Source organism: Mangrovibacter plantisponsor, from assembly GCF_003182475.1.
Classification (GTDB): Bacteria; Pseudomonadota; Gammaproteobacteria; order Enterobacterales; family Enterobacteriaceae; genus Mangrovibacter; species Mangrovibacter plantisponsor.
Window position 1 is genome coordinate 15,662 of sequence record NZ_QGTS01000017.1, and the last position, 18,192, is coordinate 33,853.

An 18,192-nucleotide genomic window follows, 5' to 3' on the forward strand; every position below is an offset into this window, starting at 1 on the left:
AACAGACCTGTCTTTTTTATAAACAATGCTATTTTTACCTGTCCCTGTAATGAGTTAGCGGTATTTTTTCCTAAAACACCACCAAATACTCTATATTTCAGGTGATTAACCGGAGATTTTATTCTGTATTACGGCCGAGATAAACAAAAAAAACCACGCACAACAGCACAAAATATTGACATAAAAAGTTACCAAAGCACGCATATTGCAGATAAATAAACTGGATTGTTTTTATACTTACGGTTTAAAAACCATCCAGTAAGAATTCGCTAAATGAATCAACTGAACGCATTCCGCTTTGATGTTGGGAGCTTGCCAGTAAAATAGCGTTACATACTCACTGTTTCATTCCAGGAAATGCAGCTTATGAAACTCACTATCATTCGTCTTGAGACGTTTAGTGAACAGGATAAAATCGATCTTGCGAAAATTTGGCCTGAATATTCAGAAGCCTCTCTGAATGTTGATGAGAACAACCGCATCTATGCCGCACGTTTTAATGAGCGTCTGCTCGGAGCAACACGGGTCACGCTCAGCGGGGCACAGGGAACGATGGATTCATTTAGGGTCAGAGATGTCACCCGCCGCCGCGGTGTCGGGAAATATATGCTCGAAGAAGTGCTGAGTGCTCTGCCAACTGTATCCGACTGGTGGGTAACGGATGTCGGAGTGGAAAACTACGCGACAATGAACGCGTTTATGCAGGCTCAGGGCTTTACCGAACGCGAAGGCGGCTGGCATATCCCCGAATAAGAACGGGCAGGTGCATGGCCTGCCCCTGCCCGCAAGGCCCTCTCGCAGAGGGCGCTTTTACTGACGGCTGTTATTTCGCGTCAGTTGCTGTACCGTTGGCATGCCAGGTAAACACGCCGAATTCAAAGCCTTTCAGGTCGCCTTTCTGGTCCCAGGACAATGGCCCCATAACCGTATTTGCACCGTGGGCTTTCAGGTAGTCCGCCATGGCTTCGGTATCGTCACCACCGGTATTTTCCAGTGCGGTAGCCAAAGACTGAACAGCAGCGTAGGTGGTCCATACAAACGCACCGCTTGGATCCTGTTTCTTGGCTTTAATGGCATCAACAATCGGTTTGTTTGCTGGCAACTGGTCGTAGTTTTTAGGTTTGGTAACCAGCATGCCTTCTGCTGCTTTCCCGGCGATATTGGACAGAGAAACGTTCGCCACGCCTTCCGGGCCCATAAACTGAATTTTCAGACCGGCAGCCTGAGACTGGCGCAGGATCTGCCCCATTTCCGGGTGATAACCGCCGTAGTAAACAAAATCGATGTCTTCTTTCTTCAGGCGGGCAACCAGCGTGGAGAAATCTTTCTCACCAGCGGTGATACCGTCAAAGAAAACCACATTGGCACCGGCTTTTTTCAGGCCATCACGCACTGAAGTTGCCAGGCCTTCACCGTACTGTTGTTTATCGTGGATAACCGCAATACGTTTTGGCTTAACGTGGTCCAGAATATATTTCACCGCGGTTGGCCCCTGGTCAGAGTCCAGACCAGTAGTACGCAGAGTCAGTTTATAACCACGCGCAGTCAGTTCTGGCGCTGTCGCAGCAGGCGTAATCATCAGCACACCTTCATCTTCATAGATATCAGATGCTGGCTGAGTGGAAGAAGAACACAGGTGGCCAATAACATATTTGATGCCATCGTTAACCACTTTGTTCGCTACGGCTACAGCTTGTTTCGGGTCACAGGCATCGTCGTATTCTACGGCAACCAGTTTGTCGCCTTTAATTCCGCCTTTTGCGTTAATATCCGCAATAGCCTGGCGCGCACCAGTAAACTCCTGGTCACCGTACTGCGCTACCGGCCCGGACATGGCGCCCACAACAGCGACTTTAATATCCTTAGCCACTGCCACGCCGCTCATCGCCAGAGCAATACACCCTGCCAGTAACGCTTTACCCTTCATATTCATCCTGAGTTTCCCCATTCTTGTTGTGATTGCAGTTTGTTGTATTTGGCACTTTTTTGTAACGGCCAGCTTAAGTGTGCCTGTTACACCATTTGTTTTATTGTCGGTAAGGCTGCCCGTGCCCATGCAGCATACTCTGCCTGAACATACCTTATTTTGATGGATTTGGAATAACATTTTTCAACAGACTGCAACACTTTTGTGATGCAAAAAGCCCACTTGCCAGCACTACACAGCAAGTGGGAGAGCGGAAAATCACCAACCAGCGGGTAAATAACCTAATGCAGAAACGATAGCGTAGAGAGCGCTCAGTATGTACATCAGCACAATCACACATTTGAGTACCGGGTGTGTAATCACATCAGCACACTGCCAGGCCGGGGTGATATCCCCTTTTTCCCGGGCACCTTTGAGGATAAGAATCGGCATAATCGACAAAATAACGCCGCTGAATACCCCGGCGAAATAAAGCGCATTCACAAAAGACACCATGCCGCTGTACGCCAGAATAAATGGCGGAATCACCACCAACAGCATGACACCAAGCCGGCGCAGTGGTTGGGTATCACTGCCGAGTGAAAATTTGTCGAAAATATTAGTCAGAAAGCTGCCACCCAGCCCCCAATATGAGGTCAACATGGCGCATAACGCAAAGATATTGGCCGAGAAGAAAGCCCATTCACCCAGCGCCTTGCCCCAGGAAATGGTGGCGACATCGCTGACAGCATCCAGGCCATTGAGTGAAATCACCGAAAGCGGCACCACTGTTAATAAAACGAATGTCAGCCCCATTCCCACCATAATGGCTTTGGGCAACTGAGCAGGTTTATCGCTGAACCCACGGGCCATTTCCGGCACGATATATTGCGCAGAAAAACAGAATGCGATCACGTTAAATACCGGCACCATATAACGCCAGTCACCTTCCAGCAGAAAGCGCATTTGCGTGGTGTCTTTCAGGAACGTTGCCGCCACCAGTACCGTTATCATCACAACCATACCGACACTGATAAACTTTTCGCCGCGGCCAATCGCCTTCAACCCCAGCCAGAGCACACCTGCCGCAGGTAAGAAGAAACACAGGCTACCTACCGCAGGTGAAATCCCTAACAGGGAGTGCAAGAGTTTACCACTGCCGGTCATATAGGCGGTTAACGCGCCAACGCTGTTGACACACACAGAGAGGAACATCAGCCATGAACCCACGCCGCCGACATAGCGTTTCGCCAGGCCGCTTAACTGGAGATGAGCACGAGTACGTAACGTAGATTCAGCGACATAGAGCATAGTAATCGTGGTCAATACTCCCACAATCACCAGCCAGAACAAGAGAGAAAGGAACCCAGCTTTGCTGGATGCATAAGCAATGGACAGGACGCCTGCGCCGATGTTGGTCCCAACAATCATGGCGACGCCTTCGAGGAAACTTAAGGGTTTGGCGGGTGCAGAAACCCGCTCTCGAGCCGCCCAGGCCCGGGAGATAGAGGTGTTCTCAGACATAATTCTTCCTTAAATAACCGGTGGCATCCCCCACCGGTCCAGGTTGTTTTAACGGTGATTAACAACTCACATCGATACACAGGTACTTAAGCTCCAGATATTCCTCAATTCCGTAGCGCGATCCTTCGCGTCCGAGCCCAGATTGTTTGACGCCACCGAAAGGTGCGACTTCATTAGAGATAAGACCGGTATTCACACCAACCATGCCGTATTCCAGCATTTCGGAAACACGCCACTGGCGCGAGGCATCGCGGGTGAAAAAGTAGGCAGCGAGGCCGAAAATAGTGTCGTTCGCCATCTGCACCACTTCCGCTTCGCTGGTAAACCGGAATACAGGCGCGACCGGGCCGAACGTTTCTTCAGTGGCAAACCGCATGGTTTTGTCTACATCGCGCAGAACAGTCGGTTCAAAAAATGTCCCGCCAAGTGCATGGGGTTTCCCGCCAGTCACCACCTGCGCGCCTTTACTCACCGCATCGGCAATGTGTTGCTGCACTTTATCGATAGCCGGGCTATCAATCAGCGGCCCCTGAGTGGTACCCGGTTTGGTGCCTTCGCCCACGCTCAGCTTTTCAACCTCCTGTACCAGCTTGTCCATGACCTGGTCGTAGACCCCGTCCTGCACATAAACACGGTTGGCACATACACAGGTTTGCCCGCTGTTACGGAATTTAGACGCCATAATGCCAGCCACGGCGTTATCAATATCCGCATCGTCAAATACGATGATGGGGGCATTACCACCCAGTTCCAGCGACAGTTTTTTAATGGTCGGCGCGCACTGGGCCATAAGAATACGGCCCACTTCCGTAGACCCCGTAAAGCTCAGTTTGCGTACTACCGGGCTGTCGCACAGCACTTTGCCAACCTGGGCTGCATCGCCCGTGACGATTTGCAACACACCAGCCGGAATACCGGCATCCTGCGCCAGTTTGCCCAGCGCCAGTGCGGTAAGCGGCGTTTGTTCTGCGGGTTTAACAATCATGCTGCAACCCGCTGCCAGCGCAGGTGCAGCCTTGCGGGTAATCATTGCCGCCGGGAAGTTCCACGGGGTAATCGCCGCACACACGCCAACGGGCTGCTTGATAACCACCAGGCGCTGGCTGGCCTGAGGAGCCTGCAATACACTGCCATCTATTCGTTTTGCTTCTTCAGCAAACCAGGTAATGAACGATGCCGCATAGGCCACTTCGCCACGGGATTCCGCCAGAGGCTTGCCCTGCTCAGCTGTCATTAACTGCGCCAGGTCTTCCTGGGCGTCAAGAATAGCGGCAGCCCAGGCCTGCATATAGCCGGCACGTTGTTTGGCAGTCAGCGCTTTCCACTCCGCCTGTGCCTGCTGAGCAGCAGTGATTGCCTGCCCGGTTTCAGCAGCACTCAGTTGGGGAACATGCGCTATCACTTCGCCCGTTGCCGGGTTGGTGACAGCCTCTGTTTTCCCATCCTGCGCATCGCACCACTGACCATTGACCAGCGCCTGCTGGCACAGTAAGCCAGGATTATTCAGTTTCATTGCGCCGCGGCCTCCTGCTCCAGAGCACGGCTCAGAATATCCAGCGCTTTGCTGAATTGCGCTTCCGGAATCGTTAATGGGTAGAGGAAACGGATCACGTTGCCGTACACGCCGCAGCTAAGCAGCAGTAAGCCTTCTTTCATTGCGCGCTGCATTACGCCACGAGTGAAATCCGCGGACGGTTTACCTGTCTTGGGATCCAAAAATTCCACGGCGACCATTGAGCCCTGAGCACGGATTTCAGCAATTTGTGGGCAGGTTGCGCGGGCTTTGGTCAGCACTTCCACCAGGTGTTGGCCCAGTTGGTTGGCACGCTGGCACAGTTGTTCTTCATCAATCACATCCAGCACTGCGTGAGCGGCTGCAACAGACAGTGGGTTACCGGCATATGTACCGCCCAGCCCACCAGGGCCTGGTGCATCCATCACTTCCGCACGCCCGGCAACACCAGACAGCGGGAAACCGCCCGCCAGGCTTTTCGCCATGGTCATCAGATCTGGTTTAACACTGTGGTGTTCCATGGAGAACAACTTGCCAGTACGGGCAAAACCAGACTGCACTTCATCGGCAATCAGCAAAATGCCATGCTCATCGCACAGTGCGCGTAACGCCTGCATAAATTCAGCCGGAGCCGGAATAAAACCACCTTCGCCCTGAACCGGTTCCAGCAGAATGGCTGCCACCTGGGTTGGCTCGATGTCGGATTTAAACAGGCGCTCAATGCTGTCCATTGCATCCTGAACACTCACACCATGCAGTGCATTCGGGTACTGCGCATGGAATACAGAACCAGGGAACGGGCCAAAACCAATTTTGTAGGGAGCCACTTTGCCAGTCAGCGCCATGGTCATGAAAGTACGGCCATGGAACCCACCACAAAAGGTAATAATGCCCGGGCGGCGTGTGTAAGCGCGGGCAATTTTTACCGCGTTTTCTACCGCTTCTGCCCCGGTAGAGAAGAAAGTGGTTTTTGCCGGTTTCTCTACAGGTACCCGTTCGTTAATACGTTCGGCCAGGGAAACATAGCTTTCATAAGGCACCACCTGGTAGGCCGTATGAGTAAATGACTGGAGCTGGCGTTCTACCGCGGCAATCACTTTGGGATGGCGGTGGCCAGTGTTAAGCACCGCGATACCGGCAGAGAAATCAATATATTCATTGCCTTCAACATCCCACAGCGTGGCGTTTTCGGCTTTCTCGGCATAAAAACCACACATAACACCCACGCCACGCGGTGTGGCATCCTGACGACGTTTATCTAATTGCTGATTTTTCACCCTGAATTCTCCTGTCACTTAGGCTGGCAGCCTTTCACGTATGTGCAACAAAACTTATACAGTGACGTTTATTTACACAGGGTATGGCCCTATAATCTAGTACCAGTTAAGAAAAATTGAGGGATCCAATTGCGCTCGCTGATTGGAGATTTACTGCAACTACGTTTGGCAGAACAGCCAGAAGATAAGCTGCATAAGCAGCTCTACAACGCAATACGCCTGACTATTCTTGATGGCAGCCTGGCGCCAATGAGCCGTTTGCCCCCTTCCAGGGATTTGGCTCAGCAACTCGGTCTTTCGCGCAACACTGTATTAACAGTTTATGAACAACTTCTTGCCGAGGGATATATCGTTTCCCGCCAGGGAAGCGGTACTTTTATCGCACAAACTTTGCCAGACTCATTTTTTTCCTCTGTGGAAATACTTAACTCAGAAGAAGACTCTGATCTCTCCCAGGCCTTCTCATTACGTGGTCAGACCTTACTGAACCACAGTAGTGCAAGCCCGCAGCAGTGGGGAGCGTTTATTCCCGGAGTACCGGATGTAACCGCTTTTCCCCATGCGTTGTTCAGTAAAATTCAGGCCAGGCTCAGCCGTCGGCCAAATGCCCAACAACTGACTTACAGTTGCCAGGGCGGCAGCCCGGACCTGCAACTCGCGCTGGTGGATTATTTACGTGTCGCACGCTCTGTGCATTGTTCTCCGGACCAGATTCTGATTACTGAGGGTATTCACCAGGCTTTCGATTTAATCAGCCGCATGCTGTGCAACCCCGGCGATAACGCCTGGGTTGAGGAACCAGCTTACTGGGGCATTCGCAATATTTTACGGATGAATGATGTCCGGATTACGCCTGTCAGTGTTGACCAGTACGGCATGAACCCACCAGACCCGCCACTCTCAGGCAGACCACCGCGCCTGATTTTCGTCACACCATCCCACCAGTATCCGTTAGGGTCTGTAATGAGCCTGGAACGCCGCCAGCGCTTACTGGCCCTGGCGCGCTACAGCGGCAGTTGGATTGTGGAAGATGATTACGACAGTGAGTTTCGCTTTTCGGGGCAGCCCATTCCCGCCCTGCAGGGCCTGGTCCGTGACCCACCCGTGATATACATTGGGACATTCAGCAAAACACTCTACCCGGCCTTACGGCTTGGCTATGTAGTGCTTCCCAAAGCCATTGCCAGCGCATTAAAAACCGCACATGGGGAATTGTACCGTGGGGGCCATTTGCTGGCTCAGAATGCACTGGCACAGTTTATTACCCAGGGGCACTACACTGCGCATATTCGCCGGATGCGTTTATTGTACGCGCGCAGGCGGGCTTTCCTGGCGGGGCTGATTATCCGTTATTTAGGTGAGCAGGCGTTGGGCGATTTCAACAACAACGCCGGGTTGCACCTGATTTTAAATCTGCCGTTAACAGCCGACGACGTGGCAATTGCGCAGGCCGCCAGCGCGCGGGGTATTTTGGTGCGCCCGCTTTCCCGTTACTACTTCGGAACCCGGGTACATAAGGGGCTGTTGATGGGGTTTGCCTGTGTGCCCGAAGAGGAAATGGAACGCGCATTTCTCAAGTTACTGCCCTGCATCCACCAGGCTTGCCCGGAAATGGCATTACCCACCGGGGCAGAATAACAGGCATAAAAAAACCCCGCCTGCCTGGTGGCAAACGGGGTGATGTTGTTCTGTGCAATCAGGCTTCGATAGCCGCTCGCAGTTTTTTCATGGCGTTCTTTTCAAGCTGGCGAACACGCTCAGCCGAGACACCATAATGATCTGCCAGTTCCTGCAGCGTGCTCTTGTTGTCTTCATCCAGCCAACGTGCACGAATAATCTGCTGGCTACGTTCATCCAGGCCTTCCAGCGCCAGAGTGAGTTTGTCAGCGGCATGAGACTCCCAGTTATCATCTTCAATGCCATCGGCAAAGTTAGAAGATTTATCCTGCAGGTACAGGACCGGAGCCATTGGCTGGCTGTCATGGGAATCGTCATCACCTGGCATATCGAAGGTCATATCCTGCGCTGCCATCCGCGATTCCATTTCACGCACATCTTTGCTGGTAACGCCCAGTTCGCGGGCAACCATTTCGACTTCATCCTGGTTAAACCAGCCTAAACGCTGTTTGGTTTTACGCAGGTTAAAGAACAACTTACGTTGTGCTTTGGTTGTTGCTACTTTCACGATACGCCAGTTACGCAACACATACTCATGGATCTCAGCTTTGATCCAGTGAACTGCGAACGATACCAGGCGCACGCCGACATCCGGGTTGAAACGGCGCACGGCTTTCATCAGGCCGATATTGCCTTCCTGGATAAGGTCAGCCTGTGGCAGACCATAACCGGAATAGTTACGCGCAATATGAACAACAAAGCGCAGGTGCGACAGAATCAGCTTCTTAGCTGCTTCCAGATCACCCTGGTAATGCAGCCGTTCAGCCAGCTCCCGCTCTTCATCTGCCGATAACATCGGCCAGGTATTGGCGGCCCGGATATAGGATTCCAGATTGCCTACCGGGGCTAAAGCTAAATTTTGCATTTCTTTGGTCATTCAAATCCTCACATCACCTGTCGCCTGGTATTGAGCATACCCCCATCAGGCAGCCATGCTTTTACCAAAGCGTGTTGAGTAACGAGACTATCATTCACACCTTAGCTATGACAACAAAGTTATCCACAAGTTCACATACGATTTGTGAATATTTTACACACAAAGTGTGACACAGGTATGAACATCCAGAAAAGTGACGCCGGGTTATTCATTACGTCTCTCTCCCGGCTGCGATTTCTCGCAGGCAATGGGAGAGTATACCAGAAATTTTTTAATCGGGCGTAAAGTGGCGTAAATGCTGAACCGTTGCCAGCCAGGCCGCCGCCCACCCAATCATTGCCGCAACCAGTAACAATAACAGGGCTTCATCAAAGGAAAACCCGCTGATACTGAATGTCGTGCCAAATACTTTTGCCACATCTCCGGCCGCAGAGGCAAGACGCAATACTAATACTTCAGACAATATCAGCGATAAGAATGCGCCACTGAAGCCGAGCAAAGCACCGCCATACAAAAACGGTCGCAGAATAAAACCATCAGTTGCACCAATCAATTTTTGTACATTGATAGTATCTCTACGAGCAAAGATACTGAGGCGCACGCTATTACCAATCACCAGGAATACTGCTGCAACCATCAGAATGCCAATCATGGCCGAGACATTCCCCACCAGTTGAGTAATTGCCACCAGGCGTGTAAACCAGCCGTCGTCCATACGCACTTCATCTATGCCATGGATACGGGAAATACGGTCTTTAAGCGTGGTCAGCGATTGCGTATTCTGAAAATCAATTTTGGGTACCACTACAGCCACTGCGGGCAGTGGGTTCTCTTCCAGCATATCCAGCGCGCCGCCAAAACCAGACCAGTTACGGAACTCGCCCAGCGCTTCGTCACGCGTCAGATAGTTGACCTTATCTACGCCAGGCTCTGCCTGGATTTGCCCCACTACTTGCTGTGCTGCGTTATCGTCCAGTGTTTTCTCGAAATAGACGGTGATTTGCGGCGAAGGGTAATACTGGTTCGCCGCTTCACTGACATTTTTGTAAACGATATAGCATACGCTGGGCAGCGTCAGTGAAATGGCAATCACCATTACAGTAAGAAATGTGGCAAAAGGTTTACTGCGCAGGTCAGCCAGCGCTCCCTGCCAGGCGTAACGTACCTGTTCATTAAATACATTACGGTTGCCAGGCTTCCCGCGCTGGTTGCCCCCTTTATGGCGAGCTTTTACATTCCGGGAAGCCGGTGCCGCGCTTTTGGCTGCACGGTCTTTAAAGTCCTGCAATTTATTGCCAAAGCGGCGTATGCGCTTCAGTGCATCATTCTTATTCACCCGCAACGCCTCCATGCAAATGCCCGTCACTGAGTGTCAGTACCCGGTAAGAGCGGCTGTCAATCAACGCCGTGTCATGGGTTGCCATCAATACCGTCACCCCAACGCGGTTAAATTCTTCGAACAAACGCAAAATGCCTTCCGACAATGCATTATCCAGGTTACCAGTCGGTTCGTCCGCCAGCAAAACGGCGGGCTTATTCACCACCGCCCGGGCAATCCCCACACGCTGCTGTTCACCACCAGATAACTGAATAGGGAAACTTTTCGCTTTGTCCAGCAGGCCGACTTTATCCAGCGCCGCACTGACGCGACGGCGGATATCTTCCACCCCGGCACCGGCAATAATCAGCGGGATTGCGACGTTGTCAAACACTGTGCGATCCATCAGCAAGTGGTGATCCTGGAAGATCATGCCAATCTGGCGGCGCAGAAACGGGATCTCCCGGTTCTTCAGCCTGCTGATCTCATGCCCGCTAAACCAGATCTTCCCCGTGCTCGGGCGCTCAATGCCACAAATCAGCTTGAGCAATGTACTTTTCCCGGCGCCAGAGTGCCCGGTCAGAAATGCCATCTCGCCCGGTTGCATATGGAGCGATACTCCCTGCAACGCCTGTCTCCCTCCGAGATAAGCTTTGCTGACATGTTCAAAGCGAATCATCTTTAATCCTCTCGGGCAAATAATGCCTCAATAAAATCGTCCGCTTTAAACGGACGCAGGTCTTCAATACGTTCACCCACCCCAATATAGCGAATTGGAATGCTGTACTGGTCAGCAACCGAGAAGATAACTCCCCCTTTCGCAGTACCATCGAGCTTCGTGAGCGTGATGCCACTCAGACCCACTGCCTCATGGAACAGCTTCGTCTGGCTGACTGCATTTTGCCCGGTACTGGCATCAATTGTCAGCATCACTTCATGGGGGGCATTTTCATCGAGCTTTTTCATCACCCGAACAATCTTTTTCAGTTCTTCCATCAGGTGTGCTTTATTCTGCAAGCGCCCGGCGGTATCGGCTATCAGCACATCAACATGGCGAGCCTTCGCTGCCTGAATAGCATCAAAAATCACCGAGGCAGAATCCGCGCCGGTGTGCTGTGCAATTACCGGAATATCATTACGCTGACCCCAAACCTGCAACTGCTCTACAGCCGCCGCTCGGAAAGTATCCCCGGCAGCCAGCATCACTGATTTGCCCTGCTGCTGGAACTGGCGAGCCAGTTTACCAATGGTGGTGGTCTTGCCTACGCCATTCACCCCAACCATCAGGATGACAAACGGTGTTTTCCCTTCGATATCCAGCGGCCGGTCTACTTTTACCAGAATTTCCGCCATCTCTTCTTTCAGCAACCCGTACAGGGCTTCTGCATCGCGCAGTTGCTTCCGGGAGGCGCCTTCCGTGAGATTGGTGATAATCTTACGGGTGGTTTCCACCCCAACGTCTGCGATGAGCAGTTGTTCTTCCAGTTCCTCGAACAAATCATCATCGATTTTTTTGCCACGGAACAAGGAGATAAATCCGGAACCCAGATTCTGGCGCGTTTTAACCAGGCTGCGTTTCAGGCGGGCAAAGAAACCATCTTTGGTGGGTTTCTCCTGCTCAACGGGCTCAGACACCGCTTCTGCTCCAGTGTCAACATCACCCGCTGCCTGCTGAGCTACCGCAATTTCTGCTTCTGCTTCTGCTTCTGCAGGAAGCTGCACGGCCTGAGGAATCTGTTCAACCCCGCCAGTTTCATCCAAAACAGTGTTGCCGGTGCTTTCGGACTGGGCTACCAGGGCTGAATGCTCAACGCCCGCATTATCCACATCCTCTTCAACAGCCTCTTCTTCAACAACATGTTCTTCACTGGCGGTATCGGGCGATGAAGCCAGTTCAGCAGGCGCGCTGGTTTCACTTTCTGCCTCAGGCTCTGCCACATTGCGCGCATGTTCATCCTCTGCGGGTGTAGCCGCTTCAGGCTCTGCCGCCTGTTCTGTGCCAGGCGCACTTTCACTGGCTTGTAGCGCAGCCGCTGCGTCTTCATCACGGGGGGTTGCGTCCTGCTCAGCAACATCCTGTTTTTGTTCTTCTTCCGCAGCCTTCTGGCCAAAGCCCAGCCAGGAAAACAAGCCACGTTTTTTTTCTTTTGCCATCGGCGACCACACTCCTCGCTGCTGATTCATGGCGATGCCCCGCATGCCATCAGCAGGGACCAAAAATGGAAATAATTGAATGAGACAGTCTATCACTTTCCCGTCGAGTGAGCACTCCGGCAGATGCTATCCCGCAAGCTGCCTGCAAAATGCTGCAGGTTAATGACATCGCCGGAATGGATGGAGGTTTCCCCATTGCGCGCTCGCCGCTAGAATAGCCGCAACATCCTTAAGCTCAGTGCGATTTATGAAGAAAAAACAAACTAACGGCGCCGGCCAGATACGTATTATTGGCGGGCAGTGGCGGGGGCGTAAACTCCCGGTGCCAGACAGCCCCGGCCTGCGCCCCACAACGGACCGGGTAAGAGAGACAGTGTTTAACTGGCTGGCTCCTTACCTGGTAGATGCGCACTGCCTTGATTGTTTTGCCGGAAGTGGTGCACTGGGTCTTGAAGCCTTATCACGCTATGCAGCCAGTGCGACATTGCTTGAGCTGGAACGCGGTGTCGCTGCACAGTTGCAAAAAAACCTGGCAACGCTCAATGCCCGTAACGGTAAAGTGCTGGCGACCAATACGCTGGCACACCTTGCACAACCCGGTTCACCGCACAATATCGTGTTTGTCGACCCTCCGTTTCGTAAAGGGCTGCTGGAAGACACAGTGCAATTACTGGAGCACAATAACTGGCTGGCACCAGACGCTGTGATTTATATTGAGAGCGAATCAGAGCATGGGTTACCCGCAGTGCCTGGTAACTGGGAATTACACCGCGAAAAAACGGCCGGGCAAGTGGCCTATCGCCTGTACTTGCGCAAAGCTCAAGGAGAACAGAATGCTGATTAATCTGGGCCGCCTGCTTATGCTCGGCGTGTGGGGGTTTATGGTATTGAACCTGATCCACCCCTTTCCTAAGCCGCTGAACTACTTTATGAATGTGGCGATGGTTTTCACGTTTTTTATGCATGGCCTGCAAGTCACTTTGTTGAAAGCAAGCCAGGGTAAAGACTCCCCAAAAATCGGCACATTGCAGCAAACACGCATCTTTTTGTTCGGCGTATTCGAATTGCTGGCCTGGCAAAAGAAACAACAAAAAAAACCATGATGCCTGTATTCAGGGTGCTGGCGTAAATTCCAGAAACCGGGTGCCCTGGTAATGCAACGTGCCCTGGTCGCCAACGGACACGGCGTGGTATTGCTGCGCCGTTACCCGAAAACGTATTTCCACGCCACCCTGTGGGGTACGGAAACCCATCTCATAACGCACAGTATCCGCAGGCGACGAAACTTGTTGTTCGCGTGAACGCCGTTTCGTTACCGGCACTTCCCGCTTACTGGACACCACCATCGTTTTAAGACTGACTGGCGCTCTGTCATTTGCCGCGTCCTGGCGGCGCTGCTGCATGTAACGTAACGAAGCCAGAACCACGATTACCGCAATAACAGCAACGAAAAAAAATGGCGGTTTACTCATACCTTTCCCCAGTGATACAACGAGTTTCAGACTACTCTGTGCTTAGTGGTGTTGTCAGCCAGGCACTTTGCCGCTCAGACTTTAACAAGGAAAGGTCGCACAGGTATATGCGCCAGCCCTTTTTTTAGCCCATCAATCCAGACAGGGAGAGTGACTATGCTTTGGTCATTTATTGCAGTGTGTTTTTCTGGTTGGCTGTATGTTGATGCGTCCTACCGCGGCCCTGGGTGGCAGCGCTGGCTGTTTAAACCCGTCACGTTGTTGCTGTTGCTACTGCTGGCCTGGCAAGCCCCCATGTTTAATTTAATGAGCTACCTGGTACTCGCCGGAGTAGTAGCATCCATGGCCGGGGACGCCTTACTACTGCTACCCACTCAGCGCTTTATTTATGCCCTTGGTGCGTTTTTTCTGTCGCACCTGCTTTATACCGTCTGGTTCGCCAGCCAGATGAGTTTTGGCCTCTGGTGGCCGGTGCCGGTAGTGCTGGCGGTTTTGGGTGCCCTGTTACTGGCAGTTGTCTGGAGCAAATTAGGTGAACTGCGCTGGCCTGTTTGTGCGTTTGTGGGGATGACTCTGGTCATGGTGTGGCTGGCGGCAGAGCTCTACTTTGCCCGCCCGGTGGATACCCGCTTTTCGGCCTTTGTTGGTACCGCGTTGCTGCTAATCAGCCATAGCATCTGGCTATTCAGCCACTTCAGGCGGCGTTTTAGCGCCGACCGCGCAATAACGGCCGCGTTCTATTTTGCCGGGCACTTCCTGATTGTTCGCTCGCTCTATCTGTAAAAATGGCGACGGGAAGGGTAAAGCAGATATTTTCCGTTCCCGTTAGCAACGGCAAACGCATTTTTTACTTGACTCTGGAGTTGACTCCAGAGATTAGCATCCATACAGGCCCTGCTTTTTACCGGAGACTGTATGCGTATCGCACCGCCACCCAATTTACCCCAACGCCAGGTTCCGTCATTGAGTACGGCCCGGCTTAAGCCCATTGCGCCATCGGCAGTACAACCCACCAAAATGTCCTGTTGCCAGGGCGAAACGGCCTGTTGTACCGCAACGCCGCATGCCGAAGCCACAACCAGCAAAATGCAGGCAGCCAGCCAGCGTTTTCAATGGCGAGTGGAAGGAATGGACTGCGCGGCCTGTGCCAGAAAAGTTGAAACAGCCGTACGCCAGCTAACGGAAGCGAAACAGGTGCAGGTTGTGTTCGCCAGTGAAAAACTGGTTGTGGATGCCGACAGCGATATTCGTAGTCAGGTTGAGCGTGCGGTCAATAACGCAGGCTACCGTTTGCACAGCAATACCCAGCCGGTTGTGCCAACGCACACATGGCGCGATTACCTGCCACTGTTGGCGTTAACTGCCATGATGCTCTGCAGTTGGGCTGTTCGCGCATTTTCCCCCACAGCCGGGCAAGTGGCCTTTATCCTGACCACGCTGGTTGGCCTGTGGCCAGTTGCCCGCCAGGCACTGAAATCCATAAAAACCGGCAGCCCATTCAGTATTGAAACCCTGATGACTGTTGCGGCCCTCGGGGCGTTATTTATTGGCGCTACAGCTGAAGCTGCCATGGTCCTGTTGCTGTTTATGCTGGGCGAACACCTGGAAGGTTACGCTGCACAACGAGCACGCAGTGGTGTCAGTGCGCTGATGGCGTTAAAACCCGATACCGCTACGCGCCTGCGAGATGGGCAGCGGGAAACCGTTCCGGCAGAATCGTTGCGCCCTGGCGATATTATTGAAATCGCCGCAGGTGGGCGGCTTCCGGCTGACGGTACATTAAATGATGGCATCGCCAGCTTCGATGAAAGTGCGCTCACTGGCGAATCTGTTCCTGTCGTTCACCGGCAATATGATGTGGTGCCAGCGGGCAGTACCAGTGTGGAAAACCGGGTAACACTCACTGTTGTATCCCGCCCGGGGGAAAACGCCATCGACCGGATCCTCAACCTGATTGAACAGGCGGAAAGCCGTAAAGCGCCAGTTGAGCGTTTTATTGACCGCTTCAGCCGGGTTTACACACCACTGGTTATCCTGCTGGCACTGCTGACAACCTTACTTCCGCCTTTGCTGTTTGCCGCACCCTGGCAGGAATGGATTTATAAGGGGCTGACCCTGCTATTAATTGGTTGCCCCTGTGCGCTGGTTATTTCCACCCCGGCCGCCATTACCTCTGCGCTGGCGGCTGGTGCACGTTTTGGCGCTTTGATTAAAGGCGGTGCAGCACTGGAGCAACTGGGCACAGTACGCCATATCGCCTTTGACAAAACCGGAACATTAACCCTGGGCAAGCCATCCATTGTTCACACTGAAACCTGCGCTGAAATCAGTGAACATGAATTGTTGCGGCTGGCAGCAACTGTTGAACAAGGTGCCACTCATCCACTGGCACAGGCAATTGTTACCGCCGCCCAACAAAAGCAATTGGCACTTCCCGAAGCCCTGAATCAGCGAGTGGTTCCGGGTAAAGGGATTCAGGCACAAATTAACGGTGAAGATTATTTCCTGTGCGCGCCAGATGCCGCACCCGATGGCGTACTCACGCCTCAACAGCGTGCAGCCATTACCGACCAGGAAACGGCCGGGAGAACATTGATTCTGGTGGTGGCACTCACTTCCCGGCAATTACTGGGCTACTTTGCCCTGCAGGATACCCTGCGCCCGGATGCCCGGGATGCCATTGCCAGGCTTCAGGCTATGGGGATCCGTGGCACGATGTTAACCGGTGATAACCCACGGGCGGCGGCAGCAATTGCCAGGGACACCGGGCTTGAATTTCAGGCTGGTTTACTACCTGCAGATAAAGTGGCGGCGGTAGCGCGTTTGCGTGAACAGGGCGCAATCGCCATGGTAGGAGATGGTATCAATGACGCTCCGGCAATGAAGGCCGCAACGACAGGTATTGCCATGGGTAACGGAACCGATGTCGCACTGGAAGCCGCGGACGCAGCCATAACGCACAGCAACCTGGGTGCTTTACCCGACATGATTCGCCTGGCACGTTCTGCGCACAACAATATCCGCCAGAACATCACCCTCGCCCTTGGCCTGAAAGGTATTTTTCTGGTCACCAGTTTATTGGGAATAACCGGGTTGTGGCTGGCGGTACTGGCCGACTCAGGCGCCACAGCGCTGGTGACATTAAATGCCTTGCGGCTGTTACGCCAGCGCGCCCGGTAACAGAATCAGTGTTGTTTACGCAGCAGGTAGCGGTAGGGCAAGGTTTCTGTGCTCTGGGCTACCAGCTCGTGTTCCATGAAACGGCAAAAACCGGGGATATCGCGAGTGGTTGCCGGGTCATCAGCCAGAATCAGCAATGTTTCACCGGGTTGCATGCCACGCACCGTTTTGCGCACCATCATCACCGGTTCCGGGCAACGCAGCCCCTGCGCATCAAGCATGTGGTCAGGGCTGGAAAACAGATTCGACATAGTTTTCTCTAAAAAGTCATAAAACCAGGCAGATGATAAGCCCGTGTATCTCACCCGGCTATCATGGGGTTTTAAAAGAACAGAACGGGAAACCAGGGTTCCTGATTCGCCATTTATTACCATGTACCTTACGGCAAAACCGCGCGCGCCTCTGCCTGTAAGAACCAACCGCTCTAGTTTACGCAGAGCACACGGTAGCGCAAGCAGCGTGAACGATTGCGTTAAAATTAACCATTGCAAAACCTGTTCAACTGCGTATCATTCGGCGGTTTTCATCGCTATGGCGCATATCGTGCCAGGCAAACCAGTGACTGGGTTCCCTCACCCCAGCAAACAAAAAGGTGACATTGATGATTCGTTTTACCGCAATCCAGCGCATGCATGCGCTTTTTTGGCTTTCGTTGTTCCACCTGCTGGTGATTACCTCCAGCAACTACCTGGTACAGCTCCCGGTTTCCGTGTTTGGTTTTCACACCACATGGGGCGCCTTCACGTTCCCGTTTATTTTTTTGGCAACCGACCTGACCGTGCGTATTTTTGGCGCGCCGCTGGCCCGCCGGATAATCTTTGCCGTGATGGTTCCCTCATTGCTGATTTCCTATGTTATCTCCTCGCTGTTTGCCGATGGTACCTGGCAAGGGTTTAGTGCGCTGGGGCATTTCAATCTGTTCGTTGCCCGTATTGCTGCCGCGAGTTTTATGGCTTACGCCCTGGGGCAAATTCTGGATGTTCATGTCTTTAACCGCCTGCGCCAAAGCCATTACTGGTGGCTGGCACCCACTGCATCCACCTTTTTAGGCAATATCAGCGATACCCTGGCGTTTTTCTTTATTGCGTTCTGGCACAGCCCGGATCCGTTTATGGCACAACACTGGGTCGAAATCGCACTGGTAGACTACAGCTTTAAGGTTCTTATCAGCATGGTCTTCTTCTTGCCAGCCTACGGTGTACTGCTCAATGTGGTGTTGAAAAAGCTGGCAGACAAATCTGATTTAGCCGTGTTGCAAGTCCATTAAGGGACGCGCTTTTTTCTTGTGGTAAAC

Annotated in this window: 17 protein-coding genes; 7 read left to right on the forward strand and 10 right to left on the reverse strand. The window is 52.7% G+C overall.

All coding sequences use genetic code 11. The annotated features are described in order from the left end of the window. Window positions 1–366: 366 nt before the first annotated feature. Window positions 367–753 (forward strand): aspartate 1-decarboxylase autocleavage activator PanM, encoded by a 387-nt coding sequence (panM, locus tag DES37_RS21455; RefSeq protein ID WP_036111330.1) that lies wholly within the window; start codon window positions 367–369, stop codon window positions 751–753. Window positions 754–823: 70 nt separating this feature from the next. On the opposite strand, the gene DES37_RS21460 is transcribed toward panM, so the two are convergent. The 4 genes from DES37_RS21460 to DES37_RS21475 all read right to left on the reverse strand — a co-directional run bounded on the left by DES37_RS21460 (window position 824) and on the right by DES37_RS21475 (window position 6,220). Beyond that, the gene (locus DES37_RS21460) at window positions 824–1,933 is read right to left on the reverse strand and encodes a branched-chain amino acid ABC transporter substrate-binding protein (protein WP_146211545.1); all 1,110 of its coding nucleotides are present in this window, start codon (window positions 1,931–1,933) and stop codon (window positions 824–826) included. Window positions 1,934–2,185: 252 nt separating this feature from the next. Further along, window positions 2,186–3,430, reverse strand: coding sequence for an aromatic amino acid transport family protein (locus DES37_RS21465; RefSeq protein WP_036111332.1), 1,245 nt, complete (start codon window positions 3,428–3,430; stop codon window positions 2,186–2,188). 58 nt (window positions 3,431–3,488) lie between these two features. Further along, window positions 3,489–4,943, reverse strand: coding sequence for an NAD-dependent succinate-semialdehyde dehydrogenase (locus DES37_RS21470; RefSeq protein ID WP_110027839.1), 1,455 nt, complete (start codon window positions 4,941–4,943; stop codon window positions 3,489–3,491). After that, a complete protein-coding gene (locus DES37_RS21475) occupies window positions 4,940–6,220 on the reverse strand; it encodes a 4-aminobutyrate--2-oxoglutarate transaminase (protein WP_110027840.1) in 1,281 nt (426 codons plus the stop codon). Before DES37_RS21475 ends, DES37_RS21470 begins: the two co-directional genes overlap by 4 nt. Window positions 6,221–6,349: 129 nt before the next feature. On the opposite strand from DES37_RS21475, the gene pdxR reads away from it, so the two are divergent. Next, window positions 6,350–7,858 (forward strand): MocR-like pyridoxine biosynthesis transcription factor PdxR, encoded by a 1,509-nt coding sequence (gene pdxR / locus DES37_RS21480; protein WP_110027841.1) that lies wholly within the window; start codon window positions 6,350–6,352, stop codon window positions 7,856–7,858. Window positions 7,859–7,916: 58 nt separating this feature from the next. Here the strand turns inward: pdxR and rpoH are convergent, their stop codons facing one another. The 4 genes from rpoH to ftsY all read right to left on the reverse strand — a co-directional run bounded on the left by rpoH (window position 7,917) and on the right by ftsY (window position 12,246). Beyond that, the gene (gene rpoH, locus DES37_RS21485) at window positions 7,917–8,774 is read right to left on the reverse strand and encodes an RNA polymerase sigma factor RpoH (protein ID WP_036111343.1); all 858 of its coding nucleotides are present in this window, start codon (window positions 8,772–8,774) and stop codon (window positions 7,917–7,919) included. A 271-nt stretch (window positions 8,775–9,045) separates the two neighbouring features. Further along, window positions 9,046–10,125, reverse strand: coding sequence for a permease-like cell division protein FtsX (ftsX, locus tag DES37_RS21490; protein ID WP_425451732.1), 1,080 nt, complete (start codon window positions 10,123–10,125; stop codon window positions 9,046–9,048). Beyond that, entirely contained in the window at window positions 10,103–10,771 is a 669-nt protein-coding gene (ftsE, locus tag DES37_RS21495; RefSeq protein ID WP_036111349.1) for a cell division ATP-binding protein FtsE, read from the reverse strand. Before ftsE ends, ftsX begins: the two co-directional genes overlap by 23 nt. A gap of 2 nt (window positions 10,772–10,773) precedes the next feature. Continuing rightward, window positions 10,774–12,246: a signal recognition particle-docking protein FtsY gene (ftsY, locus tag DES37_RS21500; protein WP_110027843.1), complete on the reverse strand. Its 1,473-nt coding sequence runs from the start codon at window positions 12,244–12,246 to the stop codon at window positions 10,774–10,776. A gap of 247 nt (window positions 12,247–12,493) precedes the next feature. On the opposite strand from ftsY, the gene rsmD reads away from it, so the two are divergent. Next, entirely contained in the window at window positions 12,494–13,090 is a 597-nt protein-coding gene (gene rsmD / locus DES37_RS21505) for a 16S rRNA (guanine(966)-N(2))-methyltransferase (RefSeq protein ID WP_110027844.1), read from the forward strand. Further along, window positions 13,080–13,349, forward strand: a complete 270-nt coding sequence (locus tag DES37_RS21510) for a DUF1145 family protein (RefSeq protein ID WP_036114227.1) — start codon at window positions 13,080–13,082, stop codon at window positions 13,347–13,349. Before rsmD ends, DES37_RS21510 begins: the two co-directional genes overlap by 11 nt. A 9-nt stretch (window positions 13,350–13,358) precedes the next feature. Here DES37_RS21510 and DES37_RS21515 read toward each other — a convergent pair whose 3' ends face one another. Next, the gene (locus DES37_RS21515; RefSeq protein ID WP_036114230.1) at window positions 13,359–13,718 is read right to left on the reverse strand and encodes a DUF2500 domain-containing protein; all 360 of its coding nucleotides are present in this window, start codon (window positions 13,716–13,718) and stop codon (window positions 13,359–13,361) included. 156 nt (window positions 13,719–13,874) lie between these two features. Here DES37_RS21515 and DES37_RS21520 point away from each other — a divergent pair, with 156 nt between their 5' ends. Both DES37_RS21520 and DES37_RS21525 read left to right on the forward strand, forming a co-directional pair. After that, window positions 13,875–14,501: a lysoplasmalogenase gene (locus tag DES37_RS21520; RefSeq protein WP_036114234.1), complete on the forward strand. Its 627-nt coding sequence runs from the start codon at window positions 13,875–13,877 to the stop codon at window positions 14,499–14,501. Between the two features lie 132 nt (window positions 14,502–14,633). Further along, window positions 14,634–16,898 (forward strand): zinc/cadmium/mercury/lead-transporting ATPase, encoded by a 2,265-nt coding sequence (locus DES37_RS21525; RefSeq protein ID WP_425451733.1) that lies wholly within the window; start codon window positions 14,634–14,636, stop codon window positions 16,896–16,898. Between the two features lie 5 nt (window positions 16,899–16,903). On the opposite strand, the gene tusA is transcribed toward DES37_RS21525, so the two are convergent. Beyond that, on the reverse strand, window positions 16,904–17,149 hold the full coding sequence (gene tusA / locus DES37_RS21530; RefSeq protein WP_036114382.1) for a sulfurtransferase TusA: 246 nt from the start codon (window positions 17,147–17,149) through the stop codon (window positions 16,904–16,906). A gap of 350 nt (window positions 17,150–17,499) precedes the next feature. Between tusA and DES37_RS21535 the strand changes: the two genes are divergently transcribed. Then, on the forward strand, window positions 17,500–18,165 hold the full coding sequence (locus DES37_RS21535; protein WP_110027845.1) for a 7-cyano-7-deazaguanine/7-aminomethyl-7-deazaguanine transporter: 666 nt from the start codon (window positions 17,500–17,502) through the stop codon (window positions 18,163–18,165). Window positions 18,166–18,192: the final 27 nt, after the last annotated feature.

Coding starts and splice junctions, on each gene's coding strand:
- DES37_RS21535 (WP_110027845.1), top strand. CDS start 17,500: ATGATTCGTTTTACCGCAATCCAGCGCATGCATGCGCTTTTTTGGCTT.
- DES37_RS21510 (WP_036114227.1), top strand. CDS start 13,080: ATGCTGATTAATCTGGGCCGCCTGCTTATGCTCGGCGTGTGGGGGTTT.
- rpoH (WP_036111343.1), bottom strand. CDS start 8,774: ATGACCAAAGAAATGCAAAATTTAGCTTTAGCCCCGGTAGGCAATCTG.
- ftsY (WP_110027843.1), bottom strand. CDS start 12,246: ATGGCAAAAGAAAAAAAACGTGGCTTGTTTTCCTGGCTGGGCTTTGGC.
- DES37_RS21525 (WP_425451733.1), top strand. CDS start 14,634: ATGCGTATCGCACCGCCACCCAATTTACCCCAACGCCAGGTTCCGTCA.
- ftsX (WP_425451732.1), bottom strand. CDS start 10,125: ATGGAGGCGTTGCGGGTGAATAAGAATGATGCACTGAAGCGCATACGC.
- DES37_RS21515 (WP_036114230.1), bottom strand. CDS start 13,718: ATGAGTAAACCGCCATTTTTTTTCGTTGCTGTTATTGCGGTAATCGTG.
- DES37_RS21460 (WP_146211545.1), bottom strand. CDS start 1,933: ATGAATATGAAGGGTAAAGCGTTACTGGCAGGGTGTATTGCTCTGGCG.
- DES37_RS21470 (WP_110027839.1), bottom strand. CDS start 4,943: ATGAAACTGAATAATCCTGGCTTACTGTGCCAGCAGGCGCTGGTCAAT.
- DES37_RS21465 (WP_036111332.1), bottom strand. CDS start 3,430: ATGTCTGAGAACACCTCTATCTCCCGGGCCTGGGCGGCTCGAGAGCGG.
- panM (WP_036111330.1), top strand. CDS start 367: ATGAAACTCACTATCATTCGTCTTGAGACGTTTAGTGAACAGGATAAA.
- DES37_RS21520 (WP_036114234.1), top strand. CDS start 13,875: ATGCTTTGGTCATTTATTGCAGTGTGTTTTTCTGGTTGGCTGTATGTT.
- tusA (WP_036114382.1), bottom strand. CDS start 17,149: ATGTCGAATCTGTTTTCCAGCCCTGACCACATGCTTGATGCGCAGGGG.
- rsmD (WP_110027844.1), top strand. CDS start 12,494: ATGAAGAAAAAACAAACTAACGGCGCCGGCCAGATACGTATTATTGGC.
- ftsE (WP_036111349.1), bottom strand. CDS start 10,771: ATGATTCGCTTTGAACATGTCAGCAAAGCTTATCTCGGAGGGAGACAG.